The organism is Bacillus sp. UNC125MFCrub1.1 (assembly GCF_000701305.1).
GTDB lineage: Bacteria > Bacillota > Bacilli > Bacillales > Bacillaceae > Bacillus > Bacillus altitudinis.
On record NZ_JNIG01000010.1, the window covers coordinates 116,371 to 138,793 of the forward strand.

At 43.8% G+C, this 22,423-nt stretch carries 24 protein-coding genes; 9 read left to right on the plus strand and 15 right to left on the minus strand.

What is annotated here, in order from left to right; all coding sequences use genetic code 11:
• Positions 1–29 precede the first annotated feature (29 nt).
• The 8 genes from N521_RS05965 to N521_RS06000 all read right to left on the minus strand — a co-directional run bounded on the left by N521_RS05965 (position 30) and on the right by N521_RS06000 (position 6,688).
• The gene (locus tag N521_RS05965) at positions 30–803 is read right to left on the minus strand and encodes an IclR family transcriptional regulator (protein WP_007498093.1); all 774 of its coding nucleotides are present in this window, start codon (positions 801–803) and stop codon (positions 30–32) included.
• 14 nt (positions 804–817) lie between these two features.
• The gene (locus tag N521_RS05970) at positions 818–1,822 is read right to left on the minus strand and encodes a 5-oxoprolinase subunit C family protein (RefSeq protein ID WP_035390431.1); all 1,005 of its coding nucleotides are present in this window, start codon (positions 1,820–1,822) and stop codon (positions 818–820) included.
• Positions 1,819–2,565 (minus strand): 5-oxoprolinase subunit PxpB, encoded by a 747-nt coding sequence (gene pxpB / locus N521_RS05975; protein ID WP_035390432.1) that lies wholly within the window; start codon positions 2,563–2,565, stop codon positions 1,819–1,821. The genes N521_RS05970 and pxpB overlap by 4 nt, the downstream gene beginning before the upstream one ends.
• A 19-nt stretch (positions 2,566–2,584) precedes the next feature.
• The gene (locus tag N521_RS05980; RefSeq protein ID WP_035390433.1) at positions 2,585–3,376 is read right to left on the minus strand and encodes a putative hydro-lyase; all 792 of its coding nucleotides are present in this window, start codon (positions 3,374–3,376) and stop codon (positions 2,585–2,587) included.
• Positions 3,377–3,380: 4 nt separating this feature from the next.
• Entirely contained in the window at positions 3,381–4,598 is a 1,218-nt protein-coding gene (locus N521_RS05985; RefSeq protein WP_008347191.1) for an NRAMP family divalent metal transporter, read from the minus strand.
• 24 nt (positions 4,599–4,622) lie between these two features.
• Complete coding sequence (locus tag N521_RS05990; protein WP_035390435.1) at positions 4,623–5,381, minus strand: LamB/YcsF family protein; 759 nt, start codon at positions 5,379–5,381, stop codon at positions 4,623–4,625.
• A 172-nt stretch (positions 5,382–5,553) separates the two neighbouring features.
• Positions 5,554–6,333 (minus strand): Cof-type HAD-IIB family hydrolase, encoded by a 780-nt coding sequence (locus N521_RS05995; protein WP_370539173.1) that lies wholly within the window; start codon positions 6,331–6,333, stop codon positions 5,554–5,556.
• A gap of 103 nt (positions 6,334–6,436) precedes the next feature.
• Positions 6,437–6,688 carry an excalibur calcium-binding domain-containing protein gene (locus tag N521_RS06000; protein ID WP_370539175.1) on the minus strand — a complete coding sequence of 84 codons (252 nt, stop codon included), beginning with the start codon at positions 6,686–6,688 and terminating at the stop codon, positions 6,437–6,439.
• A 199-nt stretch (positions 6,689–6,887) separates the two neighbouring features.
• On the opposite strand from N521_RS06000, the gene N521_RS06005 reads away from it, so the two are divergent.
• Genes N521_RS06005 through N521_RS06015 form a run of 3 tightly spaced genes read left to right on the plus strand, consistent with a single transcriptional unit; the run spans position 6,888 to position 7,858 of the window.
• Complete coding sequence (locus N521_RS06005) at positions 6,888–7,265, plus strand: VOC family protein (RefSeq protein WP_008347199.1); 378 nt, start codon at positions 6,888–6,890, stop codon at positions 7,263–7,265.
• 25 nt (positions 7,266–7,290) lie between these two features.
• Entirely contained in the window at positions 7,291–7,584 is a 294-nt protein-coding gene (locus N521_RS06010; protein WP_017366628.1) for a DUF5316 family protein, read from the plus strand.
• A 31-nt stretch (positions 7,585–7,615) separates the two neighbouring features.
• Complete coding sequence (locus N521_RS06015; RefSeq protein WP_035390438.1) at positions 7,616–7,858, plus strand: DUF2651 family protein; 243 nt, start codon at positions 7,616–7,618, stop codon at positions 7,856–7,858.
• 42 nt (positions 7,859–7,900) lie between these two features.
• Here the strand turns inward: N521_RS06015 and N521_RS06020 are convergent, their stop codons facing one another.
• A complete protein-coding gene (locus N521_RS06020; protein ID WP_025206761.1) occupies positions 7,901–8,293 on the minus strand; it encodes a RidA family protein in 393 nt (130 codons plus the stop codon).
• A gap of 343 nt (positions 8,294–8,636) precedes the next feature.
• Here N521_RS06020 and N521_RS06025 point away from each other — a divergent pair, with 343 nt between their 5' ends.
• Genes N521_RS06025 through N521_RS06035 form a run of 3 tightly spaced genes read left to right on the plus strand, consistent with a single transcriptional unit; the run spans position 8,637 to position 10,918 of the window.
• On the plus strand, positions 8,637–9,101 hold the full coding sequence (locus N521_RS06025; protein WP_035390441.1) for an FMN-binding protein: 465 nt from the start codon (positions 8,637–8,639) through the stop codon (positions 9,099–9,101).
• Positions 9,102–9,116: 15 nt separating this feature from the next.
• Positions 9,117–10,094 carry an FAD:protein FMN transferase gene (locus N521_RS06030; protein WP_051632371.1) on the plus strand — a complete coding sequence of 326 codons (978 nt, stop codon included), beginning with the start codon at positions 9,117–9,119 and terminating at the stop codon, positions 10,092–10,094.
• On the plus strand, positions 10,052–10,918 hold the full coding sequence (locus N521_RS06035) for an RnfABCDGE type electron transport complex subunit D (protein ID WP_035390443.1): 867 nt from the start codon (positions 10,052–10,054) through the stop codon (positions 10,916–10,918). The genes N521_RS06030 and N521_RS06035 overlap by 43 nt, the downstream gene beginning before the upstream one ends.
• Before the next feature lie 45 nt (positions 10,919–10,963).
• Here the strand turns inward: N521_RS06035 and N521_RS06040 are convergent, their stop codons facing one another.
• The 4 genes from N521_RS06040 to N521_RS06055 form a co-directional block, all read right to left on the minus strand.
• Positions 10,964–12,712: a methyl-accepting chemotaxis protein gene (locus N521_RS06040; RefSeq protein WP_035390445.1), complete on the minus strand. Its 1,749-nt coding sequence runs from the start codon at positions 12,710–12,712 to the stop codon at positions 10,964–10,966.
• Positions 12,713–12,808: 96 nt separating this feature from the next.
• The gene (locus N521_RS06045) at positions 12,809–13,930 is read right to left on the minus strand and encodes a mannitol-1-phosphate 5-dehydrogenase (protein WP_035390447.1); all 1,122 of its coding nucleotides are present in this window, start codon (positions 13,928–13,930) and stop codon (positions 12,809–12,811) included.
• 1 nt (position 13,931) lies between these two features.
• Positions 13,932–14,366 (minus strand): PTS mannitol transporter subunit IIA, encoded by a 435-nt coding sequence (locus N521_RS06050; RefSeq protein WP_019743148.1) that lies wholly within the window; start codon positions 14,364–14,366, stop codon positions 13,932–13,934.
• Between the two features lie 95 nt (positions 14,367–14,461).
• On the minus strand, positions 14,462–15,904 hold the full coding sequence (locus N521_RS06055) for a PTS mannitol transporter subunit IIBC (protein ID WP_008347217.1): 1,443 nt from the start codon (positions 15,902–15,904) through the stop codon (positions 14,462–14,464).
• 503 nt (positions 15,905–16,407) lie between these two features.
• Here N521_RS06055 and N521_RS06060 point away from each other — a divergent pair.
• The 3 genes from N521_RS06060 to N521_RS06070 all read left to right on the plus strand — a co-directional run bounded on the left by N521_RS06060 (position 16,408) and on the right by N521_RS06070 (position 19,400).
• Complete coding sequence (locus N521_RS06060) at positions 16,408–18,042, plus strand: copper resistance CopC/CopD family protein (protein ID WP_025206754.1); 1,635 nt, start codon at positions 16,408–16,410, stop codon at positions 18,040–18,042.
• Between the two features lie 16 nt (positions 18,043–18,058).
• Positions 18,059–18,673, plus strand: coding sequence for a YcnI family copper-binding membrane protein (locus N521_RS06065; protein ID WP_025206753.1), 615 nt, complete (start codon positions 18,059–18,061; stop codon positions 18,671–18,673).
• 130 nt (positions 18,674–18,803) lie between these two features.
• Positions 18,804–19,400, plus strand: coding sequence for an NAD(P)H-dependent oxidoreductase (locus N521_RS06070; protein ID WP_007498130.1), 597 nt, complete (start codon positions 18,804–18,806; stop codon positions 19,398–19,400).
• Positions 19,401–19,648: 248 nt separating this feature from the next.
• Here the strand turns inward: N521_RS06070 and N521_RS06075 are convergent, their stop codons facing one another.
• Both N521_RS06075 and N521_RS06080 read right to left on the minus strand, forming a co-directional pair.
• Positions 19,649–21,043 carry an NAD-dependent succinate-semialdehyde dehydrogenase gene (locus N521_RS06075; protein ID WP_007498133.1) on the minus strand — a complete coding sequence of 465 codons (1,395 nt, stop codon included), beginning with the start codon at positions 21,041–21,043 and terminating at the stop codon, positions 19,649–19,651.
• Entirely contained in the window at positions 21,018–22,406 is a 1,389-nt protein-coding gene (locus N521_RS06080; RefSeq protein ID WP_017358512.1) for an APC family permease, read from the minus strand. The genes N521_RS06075 and N521_RS06080 overlap by 26 nt, the downstream gene beginning before the upstream one ends.
• Positions 22,407–22,423 lie beyond the last annotated feature (17 nt).

Sequence of the window (22,423 nt, forward strand, 5' to 3'; positions counted from 1 at the left end):
AACACGCAAAAAGCCAATGATCTTAACGGTCATTGGCTTTTTATTTGTTCAGATGCAAAACCTAATTCTTTTGAAATGCCGCTGGCCGCTTTTTTGACCTGCTCAATTAAATAAGGAAGCCGTTCCTTTTGATAGCCTGCCTCAAACCCGGCAATACTAATGCCTGCTGCCACTTCTCCGTGATGATTGAAAATGGGCGCTCCAATAGCCGCAGTATAGTTTTCAAGCTCTGAATAGCTTAACGTATATCCGCGCCTGTTTGATTCTTCGATCATGTTTCGCAGGACATCTTTATCAGTAATGGTTCCGATCCCGATTTTCCCGAGCTCTACCGAATCAATATAGGCAAGTCTCTCTTCCTCTGGCAAAAAGGAAAGAATACTTCTCGCACAAGCTCCCGCATATAATGGGGATCTTCTTCCGACAGCGGTATAGAGCCGGACAGGCTGCGTTCCTTCCATTTTCTCCACATAAATGGCTTCATCTCCTTCACGAATAATGAGCTGAACAGCCTCACCTACCTCATCACGCAAGTTTTCCATAAAGGGCCTTGCAATTCTACGGATATCGAGGCGGTCGGCGACAAGCTGACCGTATTCAAGGAACATCAATCCTAATCGGTAAACACCTGAAGGATGCTTTTCTAATAATCCCATATCGGCTAACGAGTTGGCCATTCGGTGTACAGATGTTTTGGGCATGCTCGAGAGCTCAATCATGTCATTTAACGTTAATTGTTCGTGTGTGATAAAAAGCCGTAATATCTCCATTGATTTCACAACGGTTTTATTTGTGTTCTGCATGTTTCTCACCTTTTCTAAAACGAAAATGCTTCGAGTTTTAATCTTGCCGTCAGGTCCCTCATTTCTGCTTCTTGTGTGAATAAGGCTTGCTCTGCTTCTTGGCGGTCAATTTGTTGAAACGTGAGATTCGCTCCAGGCATCGCCTGCGCAATGAGCGGCAAATCGACTGTTGCCACCTCACCAATACGGGGATATCCACCTGTCGTTTGACGATCTGCGAGCAGAATAATCGGCTGGCCGTCAGGAGGAATTTGAATAGAGCCAAAAGCAACCGCTTCTGAAATCAATTCAAGCTTTTGCTTTAAACGTATCGGTTCCCCTTTCAATCTGCATCCCATACGATCAGATTGGGGAGTGACCTGATAAGACCGTTCGAAAAAAGCTTGCTGCGATTCTTCCTGAAAATGAGATAGATGTCTGCCTGCCAGCACCCGAATGACTGGTGATTTCCCGAGAGGCAAAAAATGAGCATGATTGACTGTCCATTCTGGCGCACGTTCCCCTTTGCTTTTTAACATGTGAACGAGGCTCACCGCCAGTGGTGACGGTTCTCCAATCGGCAGGACGTCTCCTTTTTCTAGCGGACGCCCTTCTACCCCGCCTATCTTCGCTCTGACGTACGTACTTTTACTTTTCATCACCGGCTCAACATCAAATCCACCGGCTACAGCGAGGTAGGAGCGGCATCCCCTCTTACAAGGGCCAAAGGTGATCGTGCTTCCTGCTCGAATGAAGAGCGGTTTCCATAGAGGCACTTGTTCCCCGTCAATCTCAACCTCCACATCAGCACCGGTCACGGCGATCAGCTGATCCTTCTGACATGTCAACACTGGACCGGGCCCCATTAATGTGATTTCCAGCACCGCTTCGTTTTCTTGATTCCCGGTGAGGATGTTGGCGATTCGGAGCGAGAGCGGGTCCATGCCGCCGCTCGTTAAAACACCGTACTTCTGATAGCCTATTCTCCCTTTATCTTGAATGGTGGTGAACATTCCTGGCTTGATGACATGAATACTCAACGATCTTCCTCCTTCATGCTGAAAAATTCCTTTTCAGACAGTTGAACAAATCGAACCTCGTCCCCTGCCTTTAGTAGACTAGGTCTCTCAGCATTCGGCCGAAATAAGGACAAAGGGGTTTGTCCAATGAGCTGCCAGCCTCCCGGTGTAGATATCGGATAAACCCCTGTCTGCTTCCCCGCAATACCCACAGATCCTTTCGGAATCGACATTCTTGGTGTTTCTCTACGCGGAGCTGCAATTTTTTCAGAAAGTCCGCCTAAAAACGGGAACCCAGGAGCAAACCCAATCATATAGACAAGATACCTCCCGGATGTGTGAATGCGTACAACTTCTTCAGGCGTCAAACCATTGATACGGGCGACTTCTTCTAAGTCAGGACCGAGCTCTCCTCCATAACATACAGGAATGTCGATAATCCGGCGCTTTGCTTGATTCCCCTCCTGCCAGTTGTCTTCAAGGAGGTTTTCAATATAGTCTTTGACCCATTCATACGGAGAGATCGCACGTTGCTTAAGCTGAGCAGATTGATACACCTTATAGGGCTCATAAAAGACGGTCACGTTTGTAAAAGCTTGAACAGCTTCCACATATCCGTCAAATGGATGCTGTTCAATACATGAAAACAGCTGCTTCACACGCTCATGAATGTCTTCACTTATGTCAGTCCCGGCTTGGATGACAATGGCTGCGTCTCCTAGCGGGTGGAACGTGATCGTATCTTTTATCGTTGAAAATGCCACTTTTATGACACCTCTCTTTCTACAGGACACCGAGCTTTTGATCTCTTACATCTGTGATAAACATATGACCGGGTGCATGGGTGATCGCAATGTCTGGCTTAGTGTGCATGACGATGGCTTGCGGCGTCACACCACATGCCCAAAACACCGGAACTTCCCCTTCTTTGATCACAGATGGTTCTCCAAAGTCTGGTTGATCTACATGTTCAATGCCAATCACAGCTGGATCACCTATATGGATAGGACCGCCATGTACCGATGGGAATCTAGATGTCACCTGAACACTTCTTGTGACTTGATGCGCTGGGATCGGCCTCATACTGACAACCATCGGACCATGGAATACACCTGCCCTTTCACATGGAATGTTCGTTTGATACATTGGTACATTATGACCGTCTTCAATATGGCGGACAGGAATGTCATTCAGCATCAGTGCATGCTCAAACGTAAAGCTGCATCCGATGAGAAAGCCCACCATATCATCCTCCCAATAGGAAGAAATATCTGTTACCTCTTCTTGAAGAACCCCTTTTTTGTAAACACAATATTTAGGGAAATCCGTTCGAATATCCGCATCAGGTGCTGAACGCCTTGGCACTGGATCACCTGGGTCGAGCACATCAAGCAAAGGGCACGAAGCCGGATTCCGCTGACAAAATAAAAGAAAATCGAAGGCCAGCTCTTTTTTGACGATCATTAAGTTGGCTTGCGCAAATCCCTCAGCAAAGCCAGCCGTTGGTCCTGTGATCTTCTGCTTACGAATCAATTCCCTTATTTGTGACGGCTTATAGGTTTGATATGCTTTCATGTGATCAGCTCCATAGTTTTGGAATTTCATTCATGATGGTATATCCGCCCATGATTGCCATGATGACAACAACAAACGCACCTGTTGCTGTCAAAAAGAATGGATGGCGATAATCACCGACAATTTCTTTTTTATAGGCAGCAATCAGCAATGTCCCGAGTGCAAGCGGCAAGATCAATGCATTGATGGCCCCAACCAAAATCAATATGTTCACAGGTCTTCCAATCGTGATAAAACAAATGGTCGAGAGCGCAATGAATCCAACGATAATGCCTCGTTGATTTTTCTCGATTTTTGGTGAGAAGGTTTTAAAGAAAGAAACGGAGGTGTATGCTGCTCCAATGACTGAGGTAATGGCGGCAGCCCACATAATAATCCCGAACATTTTATATCCAACATTTCCAGATGCTAATTGAAAAACAGACGCAGGCGGGTTCGACGGATCAATCTGTAAGCCTTTTGAGACAACTCCTAGAACGGCTAAAAATAAAGCAACACGCATCACGGATGTGATCAAAATACCGAAAATGGAACTTTTCGTCACTTGAGGCAATGCATCCTTCCCCTTAATGCCAGCATCCAGCAGACGATGACCACCAGCAAAAACGATATAGCCACCAACTGTCCCGCCGACAAGTGTGACAATTGATAACATGTCAATTTTCTCTGGCACGAAAGTTCTCATGACCGCTTCTCCAACTGGCGGTGCTGTGGAAATAGCCACATACAGCATCAGACCAATCATGACAAAACCAGCGATTTGTGTGAATCGGTCCATCGCTTTTCCTGCCTCTTTGATGACAAAAATGAGAATGGCAATGACTGCACTGACCCCAGCCCCTATGCGGGGATCGACGCCGAATATGACCTGAAAACCGAGACCCGCACCGGCGATATTTCCAATATTAAAGGCAAGCCCCCCAATGACAATCAAACAGGCTAACACATATCCGAGACCCGGCAGAACCATATTGGCAATGTCCTGTCCTCTTTTTTCCGAGACGGCAATGATACGCCATACATTTGTTTGCGCAAAAATGTCTAGCAAAATGGAAATCAAGATGACAAACCCAAAGCTAGCTGCGAGCTGCTGTGTGAACACCGTTGTTTGTGTTAAAAATCCCGGTCCAATGGCGGACGTTGCCATTAAAAAGGCTGCGCCCATCAGCATAGAACGGTTCCCTTTTGGAGCTTTCATCTGTTTGGCTTTCTCTCTTTTCATGCTGTTTCCCCCTTTGATGACGATTTATCGAAAGGCCTTGAGTTGAATAGTGGCTTCTTTTAGCTTCGCTGTAATGGTTTTTGCAAATTGAAGCGCGTGACTGCCATCCCCGTGGATGCACACCGTATCTGCTTTGAGCTGAACATCTTCCCCTTGCACTGTCCGCACTTTCCCCTCTCTTACCATACGGATGACCTGCTGAACTGCCCTTTCATCCTCTTCAATAAGTGCATTAGGTTCACGGCGTGATGTCAGTGTCCCGTCTGGTTGATACGTCCGATCAGAAAAAACTTCATGTGCCACTTGAAGACCGATTCTTTCCCCTGCTGACGCAAGTTCACTGCCTGACAGCGCAAATAACACAAGGTTAGGATCAATATCATACACAGCCTTCGCGATTGATTCAGATAATTCAGTATTTTTAGCCGCCATGTTGTAAAGGGCGCCATGTGGTTTGACGTGCTGCATCATACCGCCTTCTGCTTTCAGAAAGGCTGATAGTGCACCAATTTGATAGATCACAAGATCATAGGCTTCCTCTGCTGAGATCGCGATTGGACGTCTACCAAAACCGACTAAATCTTGCAGACCTGGATGTGCACCAATTTGAACCCCTTTATCCAGTGCCATTTTAACCGTCTTTCTCATCACAGTTGGATCTCCCGCATGAAAACCGCATGCAATATTGGCTGAGGTGACATATTCAAGAATTTGTTCATCTGAACCGATGGTGTATTGACCAAAACTTTCTCCCAAATCACAGTTAATATCCACTTGATACATAGAACCCCTCCTTGTCGTTCCGAATTGCGGAATAGAAAGTCCGAATATTCGAATTTATATTGATTATACCAACTTTGGATAGACTGCACATGAAATTGTCAGAAAATATAACAATAGAACTAGTAGAAAACAAAAAAGTGAGAGGTCATGTCCTCTCACTTTTTCTACTCATTTATTTAGACAGCACCCAATGCTGGATGGCTTTTGCTACCCCGTGCTCTGTATTAGGAGCCGTAATCCAATCAGCCGCTTCTTTCACAACTTCTTGTGCATTGCCCATTGCAATGCCTAATCCGGCTTCTTGAATCATCGCCATATCATTTAGACTGTCGCCAAGTGACATGACGTTGTCCATTGTGCAGCCAATGCGTTCTGCTACTTTTGCAAGAGCTGCCGCTTTGTTAATGCCTGCTGCATTGACTTCAATATTGGTTGGACTGGAATTCGTGATTTCTAGCTGTCCATTTGTTTTCAATGTATGGAGGACTTCCTCACGAACAGCATCGTCATGAATATCAAAACCAAATTTCAACCATTCGTGGTCATGAATGCGTTCTGGGAATTCTCCTCTCCACACCTTATCCACAGTAGATGCCCAGTAATCGGTTTCGTATCTGTTTTTTAGATCCCACATCATCTGAACGTGATCGGGATGCAGCAGTTCCCGTTCGATCAACTGGAAGTTTGAATCCCAAATTTCACTTCCGTTCGCTGTGACAAGATAGGAAGAGAGTTTCAGCGGCTCGACCAGCTCTCGGCATGTCATCAGCGTACGTCCTGTGCTAATCACCACATGGACCCCTTTGGCTTCTGCTTCTTTAATGGCTTGTTTATTTTCCTCAGGAATGACGTGCTCACTGTTTAACAGCGTGCCATCCATATCAATGGCAATCAATCGGATGTCTTTCTTATCAGCTTGTGTTGACAAATTGAGTACCCCACTTTGTATCATTTTTTGAATCTATCTTTATTTTAATATAAAGATGAAGATGGCACAAAGGGACGAGTTTGATCCCAAAGAAAAAAGACCTTGTGACAGGTCTTTTTTCTTCTTCTTAACGTTCACACGCAATGCCGTCTTTATCACGGTCAAGGTGTTTATTTTTTAAGTAGAGTGCTTTTGATACATAAGGCTTGTACTTCGTTTTTCCACCTTTGTTTTTCGTATTTTTGCTTTTTGCCACGCCGCCTTTATACACTTTGTTGAGTGCTTTACAGTTTTTGTACTTGACTGTCTTTGCATCCGCTGTGTGAGTGTCAACTTGTGTAAAGCTAAGTAAAAGACCGAATGATATGACAGCCACCATGATTTTTTTCAACATGTAAGTCCCCCCTATTTTTTCTCATTTTACATTTTTATCATATGTCACCACATTTTGTTTTTCAAGACGATTGAGGTGAAAATATTGGTTTTTTTGGAATTCAATGAATCTTATGACCTATGTGGTAAAATGAGTGGGAAACCTTTCCGGTTTTTACACGTATATGAAGAGAGGAGCTTTCCATATGAAAATGAAATATACCATTCTATATGTAAACGATGTTGAAGCAAGTATTCAGTTCTACCATCATATCCTCGGTTTCCCGATTAAATTGAGGGTTGAATCCTATGTTGAGTTTGATACAGGAGAAGTCACCCTATCTATTAATTCACGCCAAGATGTGAAAGAGGCACTTGGGCTGCCTGTTCCAGAGGCAGTCAGCTCATCACAAACGTTTGAGATTGGCTTTGTTGTGGATGATGTGAATGAAACCATTGCGTCTTTGAAGGAAAAAGGAGTACCTGTCATCAAGGAACCTGCCAAGAAGCCGTGGGGACAAACGGTCAGTTATGTGTCTGATCCTGATGGACATTTCATTGAAATATGTGATGCGGTCTCCTAATAGCTGTCCGAAGGAGTGAAGCGTAATGAGAAAGAAACATGCTTTTTTTGTTGGTGTTTGCTCCATGCTGGTGATTTGCAGTGCGGCGCTCATATTACAGCACCATGAATGGATTGGGTTTGTCAGTGGTGGAATCTCTATTATTGCGTTCGTTGCATCTGGATTTCTTATGGGTGCATGGACCAACGGGGAAGAGGCACGAGCAGCCTATCACTCTGAAACAAAAGAACACCGGATGTTTCGTCTTGATACGGCTTTTCTTTTCATCATCTTTGCTCTTCCGCATATGGGTGCAGCACTGTTATATGTTTTTATGTAAATAGTTGATTTGGTTCAAAGGAGTAATTAACATGGCTGTTTTTGTCTTATTCGTTGTATTTGGTTTACCTATGATCTCTGTGCTGATTGGTATTTTCGGTACATTGTTTTTAAAGAACATTTGGTTTCCCACCTTGATTGTGCTGGTAGCGAGTGTGATTCTGATGTTCACCTCTATTGGTGGAAATGAAACCTTTCTCATTTGGATCATCATCTACACAGCCTGTGCATTTCTCGGTGCATTCATTACAAAGCGATTCCAAGTTGTTTCATAAATACTTATTAAAAAAGAACAGTTTGCACTGTTCTTTTTTTGATTAAATATCTGCACACCATAGCTCTATTTCGATTTTCAGCTCTGGCCATCCTAATGCCGTCACATAGGCAACGGTCATTGATGGATATGCGGTTTTGAAGATTGCATCCCACTGCGGATATAGATGATCCCAATCAATTTCTTCTGTTGCCCAAATATTGACTTTGATGACGTGTTCTTCATTCAATCCTTCTGATGCAAGGATTTTTTTTATATTTTCAAACGTATTGGTTACTTGGTCGTTCAAGCTTGATGGGATCTGTCCATCCGCTCCTGTCCCTACTTGACCTGATGTCACAAATAACCCCGCACCCTTTGGCACCCTTGTGATATGACTGTAGTTGCCGACGGGTTTCGGCATACTTTCTGGGTTTTTTCTCGTGATTTTTTCCATGTAAATCCCTCACTCACTATGATTTTTCTGCGTGTTTTTCTTCCTGTAGACAGACTTCACCAATTTTTGTCTATCCTAAAAGAAAACAGCAGTGGAGTGTCCGTAGCCACAAGGTAAGAACATCAATATTTTCTTTTTCATGGACGAAACACTCCTTTTTGATTGCGTGAGCAAGGTTTAGATTTATTTCATCCTACCTGATAAATGAACCACAGTCAAAAATAAATGATAACGTGTAATATCTTGATTCTTATTGCCCATTATCTAAAATCGTTCTTTTCTTGTTCATGGTTTGTTCAAATTTCTTCTATATAGTAGATCGTAATAGGAGGTGGGATACATCATGGCAAAAATAAATAAGAAAATGATTAGTCTTTGCACCGCAGCTATCAGCAGCTTATACATCACTGGTTATGCAACTACCCATCACGCGCAAGCCGTTCAGACAGCACAATCAACTACACAAGCAGGCGCTTCTTCAAACGATACATCTCTCACATCAGATACTACCGCCACTCAAACAGAAGATACCACTTCAGAAACTGAACTCAAGGATGGTACTTTCTCTGGTACTGGATCAAATGAGATTGGCTCTATTAGTGTATCTGTTACCATCAAACAAGGAAATATCACTTCTGTCGAGATTACGAGTGATAACACTAGATACGGGCAAAGCTCCATTTCATCATTACCCAATGAAGTGGTTATCAGACAAAGTGCTGATGTAGATACGGTGAGCGGTGCAACATTAAGTACTCAGGATTTTGAAACAGCCGTTGCTCAGGCTTTAGAGCAGGCAAAGGCATAGAGAGGAGACACTATGATGAAATGGTTAGGACAACAAAAACTGATGACTTTTCAAAAATCCATGCTGGCTATGGGAACTGTTATCAATATTCAAGTGGTTGCCTATGAAGAAGATCGACGGGCTGTTTTAGAAGACATCAACCGTGCCTTTTCCATTTTTTACGATATCGAGCATCGTTTTAGCCGTTTCCGCTCTGATTCTGAAGTCATGAAGTTAGCCAATCGTTCAAAGCAAGAGGTAGTTGTCAGTGAAATGCTTTTCGATTTAACAGCCTATGCGTTAGAGTTAGCTGAATTAACAAATGGAAAGTATGATCCAACCATCGGGAAAGTCATGGAACAAAAAGGATTCAATCGGTTGTACACGACAGGACAAACTTTTTCATCAGATGACGTACCACATACAGCTGTTCATTACCGTGACGTCCAGTTAAACGAGATGAATCGGACGATTTATTTAAACAAACCGCTTATCTTGGATTTTGGTTCTATTGCAAAGGGATTCGCATGCGATCTTGCAGCAAAAGAACTTGAAGCATGGGAGGGCTTTATGATGAATGCTGGTGGGGATGTGTTGGTATCTGGATTTAACGAACAACAAGAAGAGTGGACAATTGGGATTCGGCATCCCATTCAAAAACAGACCAACATCTCGGTCATTCAAACGACTAATTGTGCGATTTGTACATCTGGAAGCTATGAACGGATCAGCCGTAATGATCCTCATACGCACCATTTGATTCACCCTCAAACGAAACAGTCTGAACAAAGTTTGTTAAGCTGTACCGTCATTGCACCACTCGGTATGCTCGCCGATAGTCTATCGACAGCTGCTTTTTTATTAGGTCGAGAAGAGGGTTATTCATTTTTAGCCGAACATGAAATACCTGCCGTGATGGTAGATCAAACCGCTGATATGATCGTAACACCGGAGATGAAGGAGGTTCACTCATGGAATCACAACCAGCACCTATCACAAACCAAACATTTTTGAAACCATCACCCTCACTAAAAGCCTACATTCGGACACCGAAACGGTATGTCATCGCCATTCTTTTGGTCCTTTTAGCCGCCGGGAGTCTGCACGCTGGTTTTCTTAGTGGTCTCGCTACAGTTGCTACCAGCATCGGGACAGCACTAATTCTTGACTCTTTCATCTCAAGAGTGATTTGGAAAAACAATAAACACACATTCCCTGATGGAGCTCTGCTCACAGGGCTGATTATTGGCATTGTTCTAAGTCCAGCCACTTCTTTTGCTGTATCTGTTTTCACAGCCACAGCGGCCATTTTATCTAAGCATGTCATCACTTATCAAAAGAAACCAATTTTGAATCCAGCCGCATTTGGTTTATGGCTCTCAGTCATTTTATTTTCTTCCAATCAAAGCTGGTGGGGCGGTATGTCTCTTCTACCTTGGTGGACCATAATCCTTGTGGTGGTCGGCGGTTATTTGGTGACAAGCCGCGTACAAAAGTTCCCGCAAGTTTTCGCCTTTCTAGCCGCATACGGCCTTATTCACCTCATATTGGGGTTCATTGGCTTAATGGATGCTTCATCTGCTTTTATGACGCCCTACTTAAATGCCGTCTTGTTCCTTGCATTCTTTATGTTGACTGATCCACCTACTTCACCCGCAAAGAATCGTGATCAAATCATCTTTGGTATCCTGTGTGCTGTCGTTTCATGTGTGGACTTCTATTTATTTAACAGCTTATCTTACTTACTCACAGGGCTTTTATGTGCCAATGCTTGGAAAGCCTATCGAACGTACCAAACAAATCAAAAGCGACGGGCAATACGGACGAAAGTCGTCTAAATAAAAAAACGGACATCGACTTCTCGACGTCCGTTTGACCATACCTTATAAACGATAACGTGCAATATCTTGATTCAATCGCATGCTTAGCTCATTGAGCCTTTCTGCTGCCTTCGCCACATTGGAGATGGCGGTGACTTGTTCGTCTGTAGATGCAGTGATTTCTTCAATCGCTGCGGCATTTTCTTGAGAAATATGCGCTGCACCATGCATCGCTTTTGTGATGAGGTCGTTTTGTTCCAGTAATGTGTTCAGCTCTTTTGCCATCGCATTCGTTTCAACGATGGTTTGTGAAATCGATGTAGAGATGGAATTGAATTCTTGTTCTGTTGCGTGAACCGCTTCATCAAGCTCGGCAAAACGATCCATTGTTTTTGACATCATGCCAGCTGTAGACGTCGTTTCTTCTTTAATGCCTTGAATCATCTGCTGTATTTGAACAGCTGATTGCTTTGTCTGTTCAGCTAAATTCCGCACTTCACTCGCCACAACCGAGAATCCTTTGCCATGCTCTCCTGCACGAGCTGCTTCAATGCTCGCATTCAGGGCCAGTAAGTTCGTTTCATTTGAAATGCTTTCAATGGTATCTGTGATTTGTGAAATATCTTGTACTTTTGTACTTAATTGCTCAATCCCTGATCGAATGCCTTGAGATGCCTGAATGGATTGCTCATTTGATTGTTTTAATTGCTGGACAATTTGCTGACCCTGCTGGGAAGATTGGTTCGACTGGTCTGAAATTCGTTTGATCTGGTCGCTTTGTTCTTTGACGTTTTCAATGGATTGATTGAACTGAGTCATTTGTTGATTGGCTACCTCAAGGTCTGATGCCTGATGAAGGGTCCCAGTTGAGATATCTCCAATTGCTCGGCCAATTTCTTCACTGCTGGCGGATGTTTCTTCAGAGATGGCGGATAGATCTGTCGCAGATTCGACGAGCTGGCTGCTCGTTTCCTGCAAACCGCTCACAAGTGCTCTAAGCTCTCCTGACATATGATTAAAGCCTTTTGCCAGCTGTCCAATTTCATCCGAGGTTTCTTTTAAGCTGGTGCGTTCAATATTGCCCGCCGCAATTTCTTTTGAAGCAGCCGTGACTTGCTTGAGCAGTCTCACTTTTCCTCGGGCTGCCAAATAAAAGACACCCATACTTAAAAGAGCGACACCTGCTGTAATGAGAATAATATAGAGCTTCATCTGCTCTAGTTCTTTATAAAATTCATCCTGAAATACGGCGATTCCTATACTCCAATTCCACGGTGTAAACTGATTCATATAAGCGAGTTTTTGCTTTTCTTCCCCCGTGGCATCGTCTTTATCCATATAGGTGATATAGTGTGCATCTTCGCCTTTTGCTGTGGCGCCAGCGACCATTTTTTGACGGTTTGTCGTATCATCTGGGATGACGCCAATGTCGTTAACCGGATGAACCTGTGATGAATAATCGGCTCCATATGCGACAAGGTAGCCTTTATTTTTATAGATAAAATCTGATTTTTGAAATTGGTACCCTTTGCCGTTGTCATTTTTAGGCCCGCTCAAGTAAATACGGGCTTGTTCCTGCGCCTGTTCAAGCGTCAGTTCTTTGTTCTCCACACGGTCGTTCAATTGTTCAAGAGTGGCCATCGCTCCATTTACGATGTGTTTTAAATCTGCTTTCCCTGCATCAATTAAGACATTTTTCGCTAAAAAATACCCCGTTGTTCCTACAAGTCCGCCTGTTAAAATTGTAATAACGATAATGGCTGACATCAATTGAAAAAAGACACTTCTTGAAGCAAACGCTTTCTTTTTCATGTTCTAATTCCCCCTTACTACATATATCGTCATGCTGGGGAAAGTATTAAAAAAGTCATAGAAAAATCCCTTTCACGTTAGAAAGGGATTTTTTGATTATCGCTCGGTTTCTTTGAGGATGGCTTGATAGAGATCGTCTTCAGGTTTGAGTCCACATACCTCTTGAAGCACACCTTCAATGCCTTTTTCTTTCCTTAATGCCTGCAAGCGAACCGCTTCTTCGTCTTCTGCAAAGTCGTAAGCCAAAGCAGCAGCGATCCCTTTGATTAAGTACACTGGCTGCTTGATCTTTTTCGCTGGACCGATTAAACGGTCATCTGCTCCCAGCTTTCTAAGAGGAGAGCGTGCAACACGAGTCACTTCATCGGAAATAAAAGCATTTTCAAATCGTTTGATGATTTTTTGAATATACGCATCATGTTCTTCTTTTCGGAAGCCATATGCGTCAATTAAATAACTGCCCGTTTCATGAAGGGCACCTTCGACAACCTGACGAATGTCTGGTGTATCAACAGCTTCTTTAATGGTTTTTACGCCTTGCTGATACCCGACATAAGCCGCTAGTGCATGTCCTGTATTGACGGTGAAGAGCTTCCGTTCAATATACGGCGTCAAATCTTGGACAAAGGTCGCTCCGTCAATTTGAGGAACATCTCCAATAAAGCCCGTCTCATCAATGACCCACTCGAAAAATGGTTCAACCGACACTTTGAGAATGTCCTCATGGTGCTGAATCGGAACAATGCGGTCAACCGCAGCGTTCGGAAAGCCAACGGTTTGTGATATCGCTGCTTGCTCATCTGCTGTTAAATGAGAGAACACCGCTTCTTTTAAATGAGCACTTCCCCCAATCATATTTTCACATGCCACGATGTTGATGATATGGTCCGGCTTTTTTTGTTTTAATCCTTCAGCAATCGATGAGGCAATGATCTTCAATACGGCTGGTCCAACAGCTGTTGTAATCAAATTGGCTGTGGCAACGGCCTCTGTTAATGCCGCTGGGTTTTGCGATGAATTGATCGCTGATACTGGCCCGACTACTTCTTGCTTCTGCCCTGGTGCTGCGAGTTCAACCGTGTATTCTCCTCTTTCATTCAGCTCATTGATGACCGCTTCATTCACATCGGTAAAGACAAGCTCAAAGCCTGATGCCTTTAACAAAGAACCGATAAACCCTCTGCCGATATTCCCTGCTCCAAAATGAAGTGCCTTCATATTAGTTCACCTCATTAAAGATGGCGATCAGTTCATCCTGATCCTTTGCATGAATGATCCGTTCTACATTTTCTTCTTCTGAACAGACAATCGCAATTTGAGACAGAATATCAAGATGCTCGTTGTTTTTCCCAGCGATCCCAAAGACGACTTTCGCCACATTTCCTTCACCATATTCAACACCATCTGGAATTTGGATAATCGAAATCCCTGAATGAAGGACTGCCGCTTTCGCATCCTCTGTTCCATGAGGGATTGCAATGCCGTTCCCCATAAATGTAGAAGAGATCTCTTCTCTTTCAAACATTTTGTCGACATAATCACTTGTGACATAGCCGTTTGCTACGAGGACTTCGCCTGCTTTTTTGATGGCTTCTTCTTTAGAACCTGCTTGTTCGTTTAGAAAAATATTGTCTTTAGAAAGTACTTGTTTCATACATGATCACACACCTTTTTTAGAATAAAAATCAGGAAAACAACCAAAACGGGGAGTTCAATTAGGAAAAATTGGACTCAACCCGTTTCGTCATGTTATTTTTTCAATTTCTCAATCAGCTCATCATATTTCGGGCTGTTTAAGAAATTATCCACTGAGATATGCACAGCGCCTGGCAGCTTTGCCTTGGCTCTGTCTGTTAAATCTTTATGAGTAAAGACCACATCCGCATCGTCTGGGATGTTGCTGATCGATGTGTTTGTCACATCGATATCAAGCTCTGCCTTTTTCACTTTGTTTTTCAGAATGGACGCACCCATTGCACTTGAGCCCATCCCTGCATCGCAGGCAAAGATGATTTTATTCACGTCATCTGGATTGACGTCACTTGGAGATGCTACTTGCTCGTTTGCTTCAGCGTTTTCATTTTGTGCTGTAAGAGCAGCGGCCGCTGCACTTTTCTTGCCTTTCATGTCCTGCATCTTTTCTGTTGCTGCTGTTAAATCTTCGTCAACTTCTTTAGATGCTTTCAAAATGACCGATGCGACAAGGAACGATACGATAGCTGCTACGACAACACCTGCTAAAACGGCAAGGTGACCGCCTTTTGGAGACATCAGCATAAGCGCAATAATACTTCCTGGTGACGGCACAGCTTTTAATCCTGCATTTAATAATGTGAACGTCAGGACACCACTTGCTCCCCCTGCAATGACAGCCAAAATAAGTTTTGGTTTCATTAAGATGTACGGGAAGTAAATTTCATGGATTCCTCCTAAGAACTGAATCACAATGGCACCTGGTGCAGACTGTTTCGCATTTCCTCTTCCAAAGAACATATACGCAAGAAGAACACCTAAACCTGGCCCTGGGTTTGTTTCAAGCAAGAACAGAACAGACTGCCCTGTCTTCGCTGCTTGCTCCACCCCTAACGGACCTAAAATACCTTGGTTAATCGCATTGTTTAAGAACAATACTTTTGCAGGTTCAATGAAGATACTTGCCAGCGGTAGTAAATGAGCATTGACAATGATATCTACACCTGCCGCAAGGGCTTTATTCAGACCTAGTACCACTGGGCCGATGGCATAGAATGCAATGGCAACGAGAATGGCACCGAGGATACCTGCCGTAAAGTTATTCACAAGCATTTCAAAGCCAGATTTGATTCGGTCTTTGAACAGCTGGTCAATTTTCTTTATGAGATAACCGCCAAGCGGTCCCATGATCATGGCACCTAAAAACATTGGAATGTCTGAGCCAACAATGACGCCAATCGTAGCCGTAGCACCGAGCACTCCGCCTCGATGGTCATAGACGAGTTTACCGCCTGTGTAACCAATTAAGAGCGGTAGTAAGTAGTTAATCATCGGTCCAACGAGTGTAGCTAACTGTTCATTCGGAAGATAACCACTTGGAATGAACAAAGCTGTAATGAGTCCCCATGCAATAAATGCACCAATATTCGGCATAATCATGCCGCTTAAATAGCTTCCAAAGCGCTGTACTTTCACGCGGAATCCGCTTTTTTCCTGCATCTGTGAAAACCCCTTTCTTCTCTCCCTTTATTTCGGGCTTTATAGGTCAAAAGATATAAGAACGAGAGTCAGTGAAGCCCTTATACCTATCGTAAAACGCTTTCACTTTCCCTTCAATTGAAACTAAATGTCACTTTGTCACTTAGTGTGTGACAAAATTGAAAAATGATGTGAATTCTCTTTCAGATCATAGAAGATAGTGGCTGAAAAGGTGAATCAGCCGGCATTTTCTCGAAAATTCATTGGAATTTCACAACTTTCAAATCGTCACTTCTTGTTTCCTCTACTTAAATCGAATAGGCTTATATTGATCAAACATTCAAGAAACGTCTGCGCAGACAAGACATGACACAGAAAAAGTGAACCATCTTGCTATTTGTTTCGTTTACCTTTTAGAGTGGGCGGTACAATAGAAAGAGCGGTTTTTCTGTGACTCACAGTTTACTGCCGCTTTCTTTCTGATACATGAGACATTTTCATAGGTAGAAAGGCGGTTATTCACATTGTTGAAATATCGTAAGTGGCTTCTGCTCCTCATCTTCATGTTCTCCTTTTTCATGCCAAAAGAGGCATTTGCTCATGCATATGTGGTGAGCTCAAATCCAGTAGCAAATGAAGAGCTGGATCAGCAGCCTCCTGCAGTCTCGATCACCTTTAGTGAAGGAATCGAAAGTGGATTTCATGCCATTAAGGTGTTCAATGCAAAAGGGGATCGTGTGGATCAAGGAGATACGGTCATCAAAGAGCAAAAGATCATGGAAGCAGCTTTAAAAAAGAATTTACCTAAAGGCATTTACACCATTCAGTGGAATGCGGTATCAGCCGATGGGCACTCTGTGTCTGGCATGATTCCGTTTAGTATCGGAAAAGCGGATGGAGGATTTGATCAATTAGATCAAGGACAATCAAGTGAATCCATCGATATGGCTTCAACCATTGACAAAGCCTTTCTGTATACGTCATTTAGCTTATTTCTTGGAACCATTTTATTTGGGCTTCTATGGTTTAAAGCGGCCATAACCGACGTTTTAGCTCGGCGAATGAAGCGACTCTTAACTGTTTCATTGATCATGATGGGCGGAGCACTCTTGTTCCAGCTGCCGATTCAAACTAAGTCAGCGGCAGACGTGTCCTTTTTAGGGGCATTTCAACCATCACTTTTACAAGAAACCATTGCGTCGACTTCGGGCGGGAGTCTGTGGATGATGCTAATGGCGTCATTTGTTCTACTGTCGATCTGGACGATTGTGGCGATGAAAAAAGGAAACTTCACTTCCTTCCGGGTATGGCTGTTTCCACTGCTCATTTTCACTGTGCTCCTATGGCTAAAAGCACAAATCGGTCATCCAGCCGCAACAGATAATAAAATACTGACAACGTCACTTGACTTCATTCATCTCATTTCTGCATCTATTTGGGTCGGCGGCTTAACAGCCATTGTCCTTCTTTTGATGAAGAAACTGCCGAATGAAGATCAGCCGCTCATACGCAGCACCCTGACAGCTTTTCATCCGTGGGCACTGCTCTCAGTTGGACTGATTGTGTTTTCTGGGTTTGTGAATGCGATTTTTATTCTGCAATCATTTGATGCCCTTTTCCAATCAGCCTATGGACGCACCTTCTTAATCAAACTTGGTTTATTTATCATCATGGGTCTACTTGGGCTCGTCCATTATTTGATGCTGAGATGGGAAAAGAAGCAGAAACGAAACGTATCTTTACGAGCAGAGTGGATTATTGGGATCGCTATTTTACTATTAACAGCCGTATTCACCAATATCCCAAGCCCTCCGCCGCCTGCACCAGAGCCATTCTTTGGAGCCAATCAGGTGGAGCATCGTGACCTTGTGTCTTTGAGCATTACCCCGAATGCTCCTGGTAAAAACACGTTCGAGGTGGCATTTACGAAGAAGGATGGACAAACGATCACAGACATTCAATCAGTGACAGCTAAGATCCACAAAGTCTCCTTGTTCGGTGATGAAACGCCTAACGAATTTCAGCTGAAACGATTAAAGAATGGACACTTCTCGGCTGAAAACCTCTTACTAAATGAAAAAGGCACTTGGAAAATTGAGATTCATGCATTAACTGGTTCTTTTGACAACATCGATACGACATTCATTAGAAGAAACTAAAAGGAGTTCATATCATATGAAAAAATACGTTAAAGCTTTATTACCAATGCTTCTCGCTTCATTTTTACTGGCGATTCCTGTGAGTGCACACGTGACAGTCAAACCTGATACATCTGCAACGAATGCTTGGGAAACCTATACGTTAAAAGTACCTTCTGAAAGCGACAGTCCGACAACAAAGGTTGTCATCATGATGCCTAAAGGCGTAGAATTCCAGCAATACGAGCCAGTGCCTGGCTGGAAAACAACAACTGAAGAGAAAAACGGAAAAGTCACAAGAGTCACTTGGGAAGCAACTGGCGATGGTGTCCTTGCTGGCCAGTTCCAGCAATTCGTGTTTGTCGCAAAAAACCCTGAAAAAGCCGGCGAAGCGGCATGGGATGCGTATCAATATTATAAGGATGGAACAGTAGTTGAATGGACTGGCGACAAGGACGCTGATAAGCCTCATTCGATCACAAACATTGTTGCGTCTAATACCGTAACGGATTCACATGGTCAAGAAAAACCAAAAGAAGAAAAGGCATCTGAAACAGCCTCTGCTTCTTCTTCACCACTTCTTCTTGGTCTGTCCATTGCAGCCTTAGTTGTGGCATTAATTGCACTTGGACTTGCATTTAGAAAGAAATAAACCTTACATGAGCGATCGTTTTTTCAAGCGGTCGCTTTTTATTTTCCCAACCTATCATTTCCAATATAGGATTGAATAGGATACTCGTGCATGCCATAATGAGACACATGACCACCTAGGAGGCTATGAGATGAACCATCTAATCATATTTGCTCATCCCCAGCAAAGCTTAAATCAAACCCTATTAGATCTTGTTGTAAGCACTCTTTTGAACAATGGTCATGATGTGACGGTTCGTGATGTGTATAGCATTGGCTTTCCGCCAGAGCTGACAACAGCAGAAAAGGTTGCCATGAGAAACGGACATGTGCCGGTACCGGTTCAAAGAGAGCAGAAGCTGATTCAACAAGCTGATGTCCTCACGTTTATCTTTCCAATATGGTGGACAGGCTTGCCGGCGATGCTAAAGGGTTATGTGGAGCGCGTTTTTTCAGAGGGGTTTGCGTATGAGATCAATGAAAACGGAGTGGTGAAAAATCTGCTTAGAGACAAAAAAGGGGTCATTATTAATACGCATGATGCACCGAGGACCTTTCTTGATTCAAATATGATCATCACCCCCAGCCATCACATGACGACAGATACAGCCGCCTTCGATCTGATCGGCGTTCAGCCAGTCGAACGGCTCTTATTCAGCAGCATGGAACAAGCATCTGCAGACGACATCCACGAGATTCTCAAAGAAACAAAAGAAACGGTGGATCAACTTTTCCCACCGGCTGTTTAACATAAAAAAACTGCCGAGGCTTCTCGGACAGTCACAGATTGTTGACAAAGGGCTAAAATGAACTTGATTTTAGCCCTTTGTCTTCCTTTTCAGCGTGATAGAAAACCTTTGCAGCCCTAGGAAGGACGAGTACTGGAGCGGAGCGAATTTGACATTCGTGAGCACCAGCACGCAGGACTGACAAAGAATGCGAGGGTTTGCCTACACGCTGAGACTGCCGAGACTTCTCGGACAGTCTTTTTCACATGTTATTCGTCTAAACCAATTGACACATACTTCGTTTCTAAATAAGGCTCGATGCCTTCGATGCCGCCTTCACGGCCAATACCGCTCTCTTTCATACCGCCGAAAGGTGCCTGCACAGCGGATGGTCCCCCGTCATTCCAGCCAATAATCCCGTAATCTAGATTCTCAGATATATAGAGACCATTGCGGTAATTCTCTGTAAAGAAATAAGCCGCAAGTCCAAAAGGTGTATCATTTGCTAATTCAATGGCTTCATCTAATGTGCTAAATGTCGTAATGGGTGCAACTGGACCAAACGTCTCTTCATGCATAATGTTCATTGAAGGGTCGACATGAGTTAGCACCGTCGGCTGAACAAAATAATACGACTTCTCATCGTCAAAATGTGTATCGCCGCCGACAAGAACTTTCGCCCCTTTATCCACGGCATCTTGAATTTGGTCGACAATTTTATCGAAGCCTCGCTTATTGATAATCGGTCCGATGGACGTGCCTTCCTCAAACCCATTTCCTACTTTCAGCTTTTCCACTTCTTTGCTGAAGCTTTGCGCAAATGCTTCATGAATTTCTTCATGGACGATTAAGCGATTGGCACAAACACACGTCTGGCCTGCATTACGGAATTTAGATGCCACTGCTTGTTTCACAGCCAATTCAAGGTTGGCGTCCTTATCTACGATCAGCGGGGCATGACCGCCAAGTTCCATAGAAACGTGTTTCACTGTGCTCGCACTGTTTTTGATGAGATGTTTTCCAACTGGTGTTGAGCCAGTAAATGTGATCTTGCGGATCAATGGACTATCTGTGAAGATTTCCCCCACTTCTTTTCCATCTCCAATCACCCATTGTAAGGCATCCTCTGGAATTCCGGCTTCATGGCCTAATTTGACAAGCTCAATGGCCGTAAGCGGCGTGTCTTCAGCAGGTTTCACGATAAACGTACAGCCCGCCGCAAGCGCTGGTGCTGCCTTTCTTGTAATCATCGCCGCAGGGAAATTCCATGGTGTAATCGCCGCAACAGGACCGACTGGCTGTTTTGTGACAAATAGGCGTTTGTTTGTCGTATGAGATGGGATCGTTCTACCGTAAATCCGCTTTGCTTCCTCTGCGTACCACTCAATATATCCAGCGGCATAGACGATTTCCCCTAATGCTTCTTGATACGGCTTCCCGTTTTCTTCTGTGATGATTTTTGCAAGTCTTTCTTTATGCTCGATCATGAGATCAAACCATTTGCGAATGATATTTGCACGTTCATGGGCCGACGTTTTTGCCCATGTTTTGAATGCTTTGTGTGAGCGAGTGATCGCATCTTCAATCTGTTCTTTTGTATGCTGAGCAACTGAGGCAATTTCTTCTCCGGTTGCAGGATTATACACTTTGAGTTCGTTTGTCATGCTCTACCTTCTCCTTCGTTCTTGGATTCATTACATATAGTATATACCCAATGAGTGCCCAACCTAAAAGCAAAATCCATTCAGCTGGCCATGATAAGGAGGCCGGCATCCCTGGAAAATAAAATGAAAGAAAAAGGAAACTCAGTCCAATGGCTAAAACGCCGGTCGTCCGCCAATATTTAATGCGGTATGGTCGCTCAAGCTCAGGTTCTGTCTTGCGAAGTCTCATAAAGGCAATGGACACAATCAAATACCCAACGATGATGCCCACACCGCCTGCATTAACAATCCACACGAGGGCAGGTCGGCCTAGTAATGGTGCAAAAAATGCAAGTGCACCTAAGAACAAAATGGCATTTGTCGGTGTTTTATACTTCGGATGAATATACGCAAACCATTTGGAAATCATGCCTCTTTCCGCCATTGCATAGAGGATACGGCTTGCACCAATGATAAATGCATTCCAGCTCGTCACAATGCCTGCTACACCACCAATGACAAGCACAGTCCCAAACGCCTGATGACCAAGAAGCTGTACCATGGCATCTGCTGTTGCCAGTGATGAAGCCTCAAGCTGACCTTTTGACAATCCTGCCGCTACTCCAAAGACAATGAGCAGATAAAATACAACCGCACTCACAATGGAGATAATCAAAATTCTCCCGATGATCTTCTTAGGTGCGTTAATCTCCGCCGCTACCTGCGGGATGACATCAAACCCAACGAATAAAAAGGGAATCATCACTAACACAGCCATCAGACCGCCAACCCCGCCCTGAAACATCGGCTCAAGGTTTGCAAAATCTCCATTAAATGTAGCTCCGCCTAATAGAAGAAAACCTGTCAGGATAATGGCCACTGTGAACACCGATTGAAAAATGGCAGCAGGCTTTGCGCCAATGTAGTTCAGAGCTGTTAAAAACAGTGCACCGCCAGATCCAATCAATACCCATGTAAAGTAAACATCCCATCCTCCTATATTCCATAGGAAACCAACATGCTGTGTTGGAATGACATAGTCAATGACTGTCGGAAGTGCGACAGCTTCAAACGTAATCACGGACACATAACCGAACAATACGCCCCATGCGGAGACAAACGCTGATTTGATCCCAAATGCCCGCTGGACAAAGACGAGTCCTCCGCCTGTTTCTGGAATCGCAGAGGAAAGCTCTGCATACGTTAGCCCAATAAAAATGACGAGAATGCCCCCTATGACAAAGGCAATCACACTTCCTAAAAATCCAGCTGTTAAAATCCAATCTCCCGAAAGTACAACCCAGCCCCAGCCAAGCATTGCACCAATGGATAAAAACAGTACGTCTGACTGCGACATGGTTTTAGCCATTTGTTGTTTTTGCATACAACCATCCCCCTTTG

Coding starts and splice junctions, on each gene's coding strand:
- N521_RS05965 (WP_007498093.1), bottom strand. CDS start 803: ATGCAGAACACAAATAAAACCGTTGTGAAATCAATGGAGATATTACGG.
- N521_RS05980 (WP_035390433.1), bottom strand. CDS start 3,376: ATGAAAGCATATCAAACCTATAAGCCGTCACAAATAAGGGAATTGATT.
- N521_RS05985 (WP_008347191.1), bottom strand. CDS start 4,598: ATGAAAAGAGAGAAAGCCAAACAGATGAAAGCTCCAAAAGGGAACCGT.
- N521_RS05990 (WP_035390435.1), bottom strand. CDS start 5,381: ATGTATCAAGTGGATATTAACTGTGATTTGGGAGAAAGTTTTGGTCAA.
- N521_RS05995 (WP_370539173.1), bottom strand. CDS start 6,333: ATGATACAAAGTGGGGTACTCAATTTGTCAACACAAGCTGATAAGAAA.
- N521_RS06000 (WP_370539175.1), bottom strand. CDS start 6,688: ATGGTGGCTGTCATATCATTCGGTCTTTTACTTAGCTTTACACAAGTT.
- N521_RS06005 (WP_008347199.1), top strand. CDS start 6,888: ATGAAAATGAAATATACCATTCTATATGTAAACGATGTTGAAGCAAGT.
- N521_RS06010 (WP_017366628.1), top strand. CDS start 7,291: ATGAGAAAGAAACATGCTTTTTTTGTTGGTGTTTGCTCCATGCTGGTG.
- N521_RS06015 (WP_035390438.1), top strand. CDS start 7,616: ATGGCTGTTTTTGTCTTATTCGTTGTATTTGGTTTACCTATGATCTCT.
- N521_RS06020 (WP_025206761.1), bottom strand. CDS start 8,293: ATGGAAAAAATCACGAGAAAAAACCCAGAAAGTATGCCGAAACCCGTC.
- N521_RS06025 (WP_035390441.1), top strand. CDS start 8,637: ATGGCAAAAATAAATAAGAAAATGATTAGTCTTTGCACCGCAGCTATC.
- N521_RS06030 (WP_051632371.1), top strand. CDS start 9,117: ATGAAATGGTTAGGACAACAAAAACTGATGACTTTTCAAAAATCCATG.
- N521_RS06035 (WP_035390443.1), top strand. CDS start 10,052: ATGGAATCACAACCAGCACCTATCACAAACCAAACATTTTTGAAACCA.
- N521_RS06040 (WP_035390445.1), bottom strand. CDS start 12,712: ATGAAAAAGAAAGCGTTTGCTTCAAGAAGTGTCTTTTTTCAATTGATG.
- N521_RS06045 (WP_035390447.1), bottom strand. CDS start 13,930: ATGAAGGCACTTCATTTTGGAGCAGGGAATATCGGCAGAGGGTTTATC.
- N521_RS06050 (WP_019743148.1), bottom strand. CDS start 14,366: ATGAAACAAGTACTTTCTAAAGACAATATTTTTCTAAACGAACAAGCA.
- N521_RS06055 (WP_008347217.1), bottom strand. CDS start 15,904: ATGCAGGAAAAAAGCGGATTCCGCGTGAAAGTACAGCGCTTTGGAAGC.
- N521_RS06065 (WP_025206753.1), top strand. CDS start 18,059: ATGAAAAAATACGTTAAAGCTTTATTACCAATGCTTCTCGCTTCATTT.
- N521_RS06070 (WP_007498130.1), top strand. CDS start 18,804: ATGAACCATCTAATCATATTTGCTCATCCCCAGCAAAGCTTAAATCAA.
- N521_RS06075 (WP_007498133.1), bottom strand. CDS start 21,043: ATGACAAACGAACTCAAAGTGTATAATCCTGCAACCGGAGAAGAAATT.
- N521_RS06080 (WP_017358512.1), bottom strand. CDS start 22,406: ATGCAAAAACAACAAATGGCTAAAACCATGTCGCAGTCAGACGTACTG.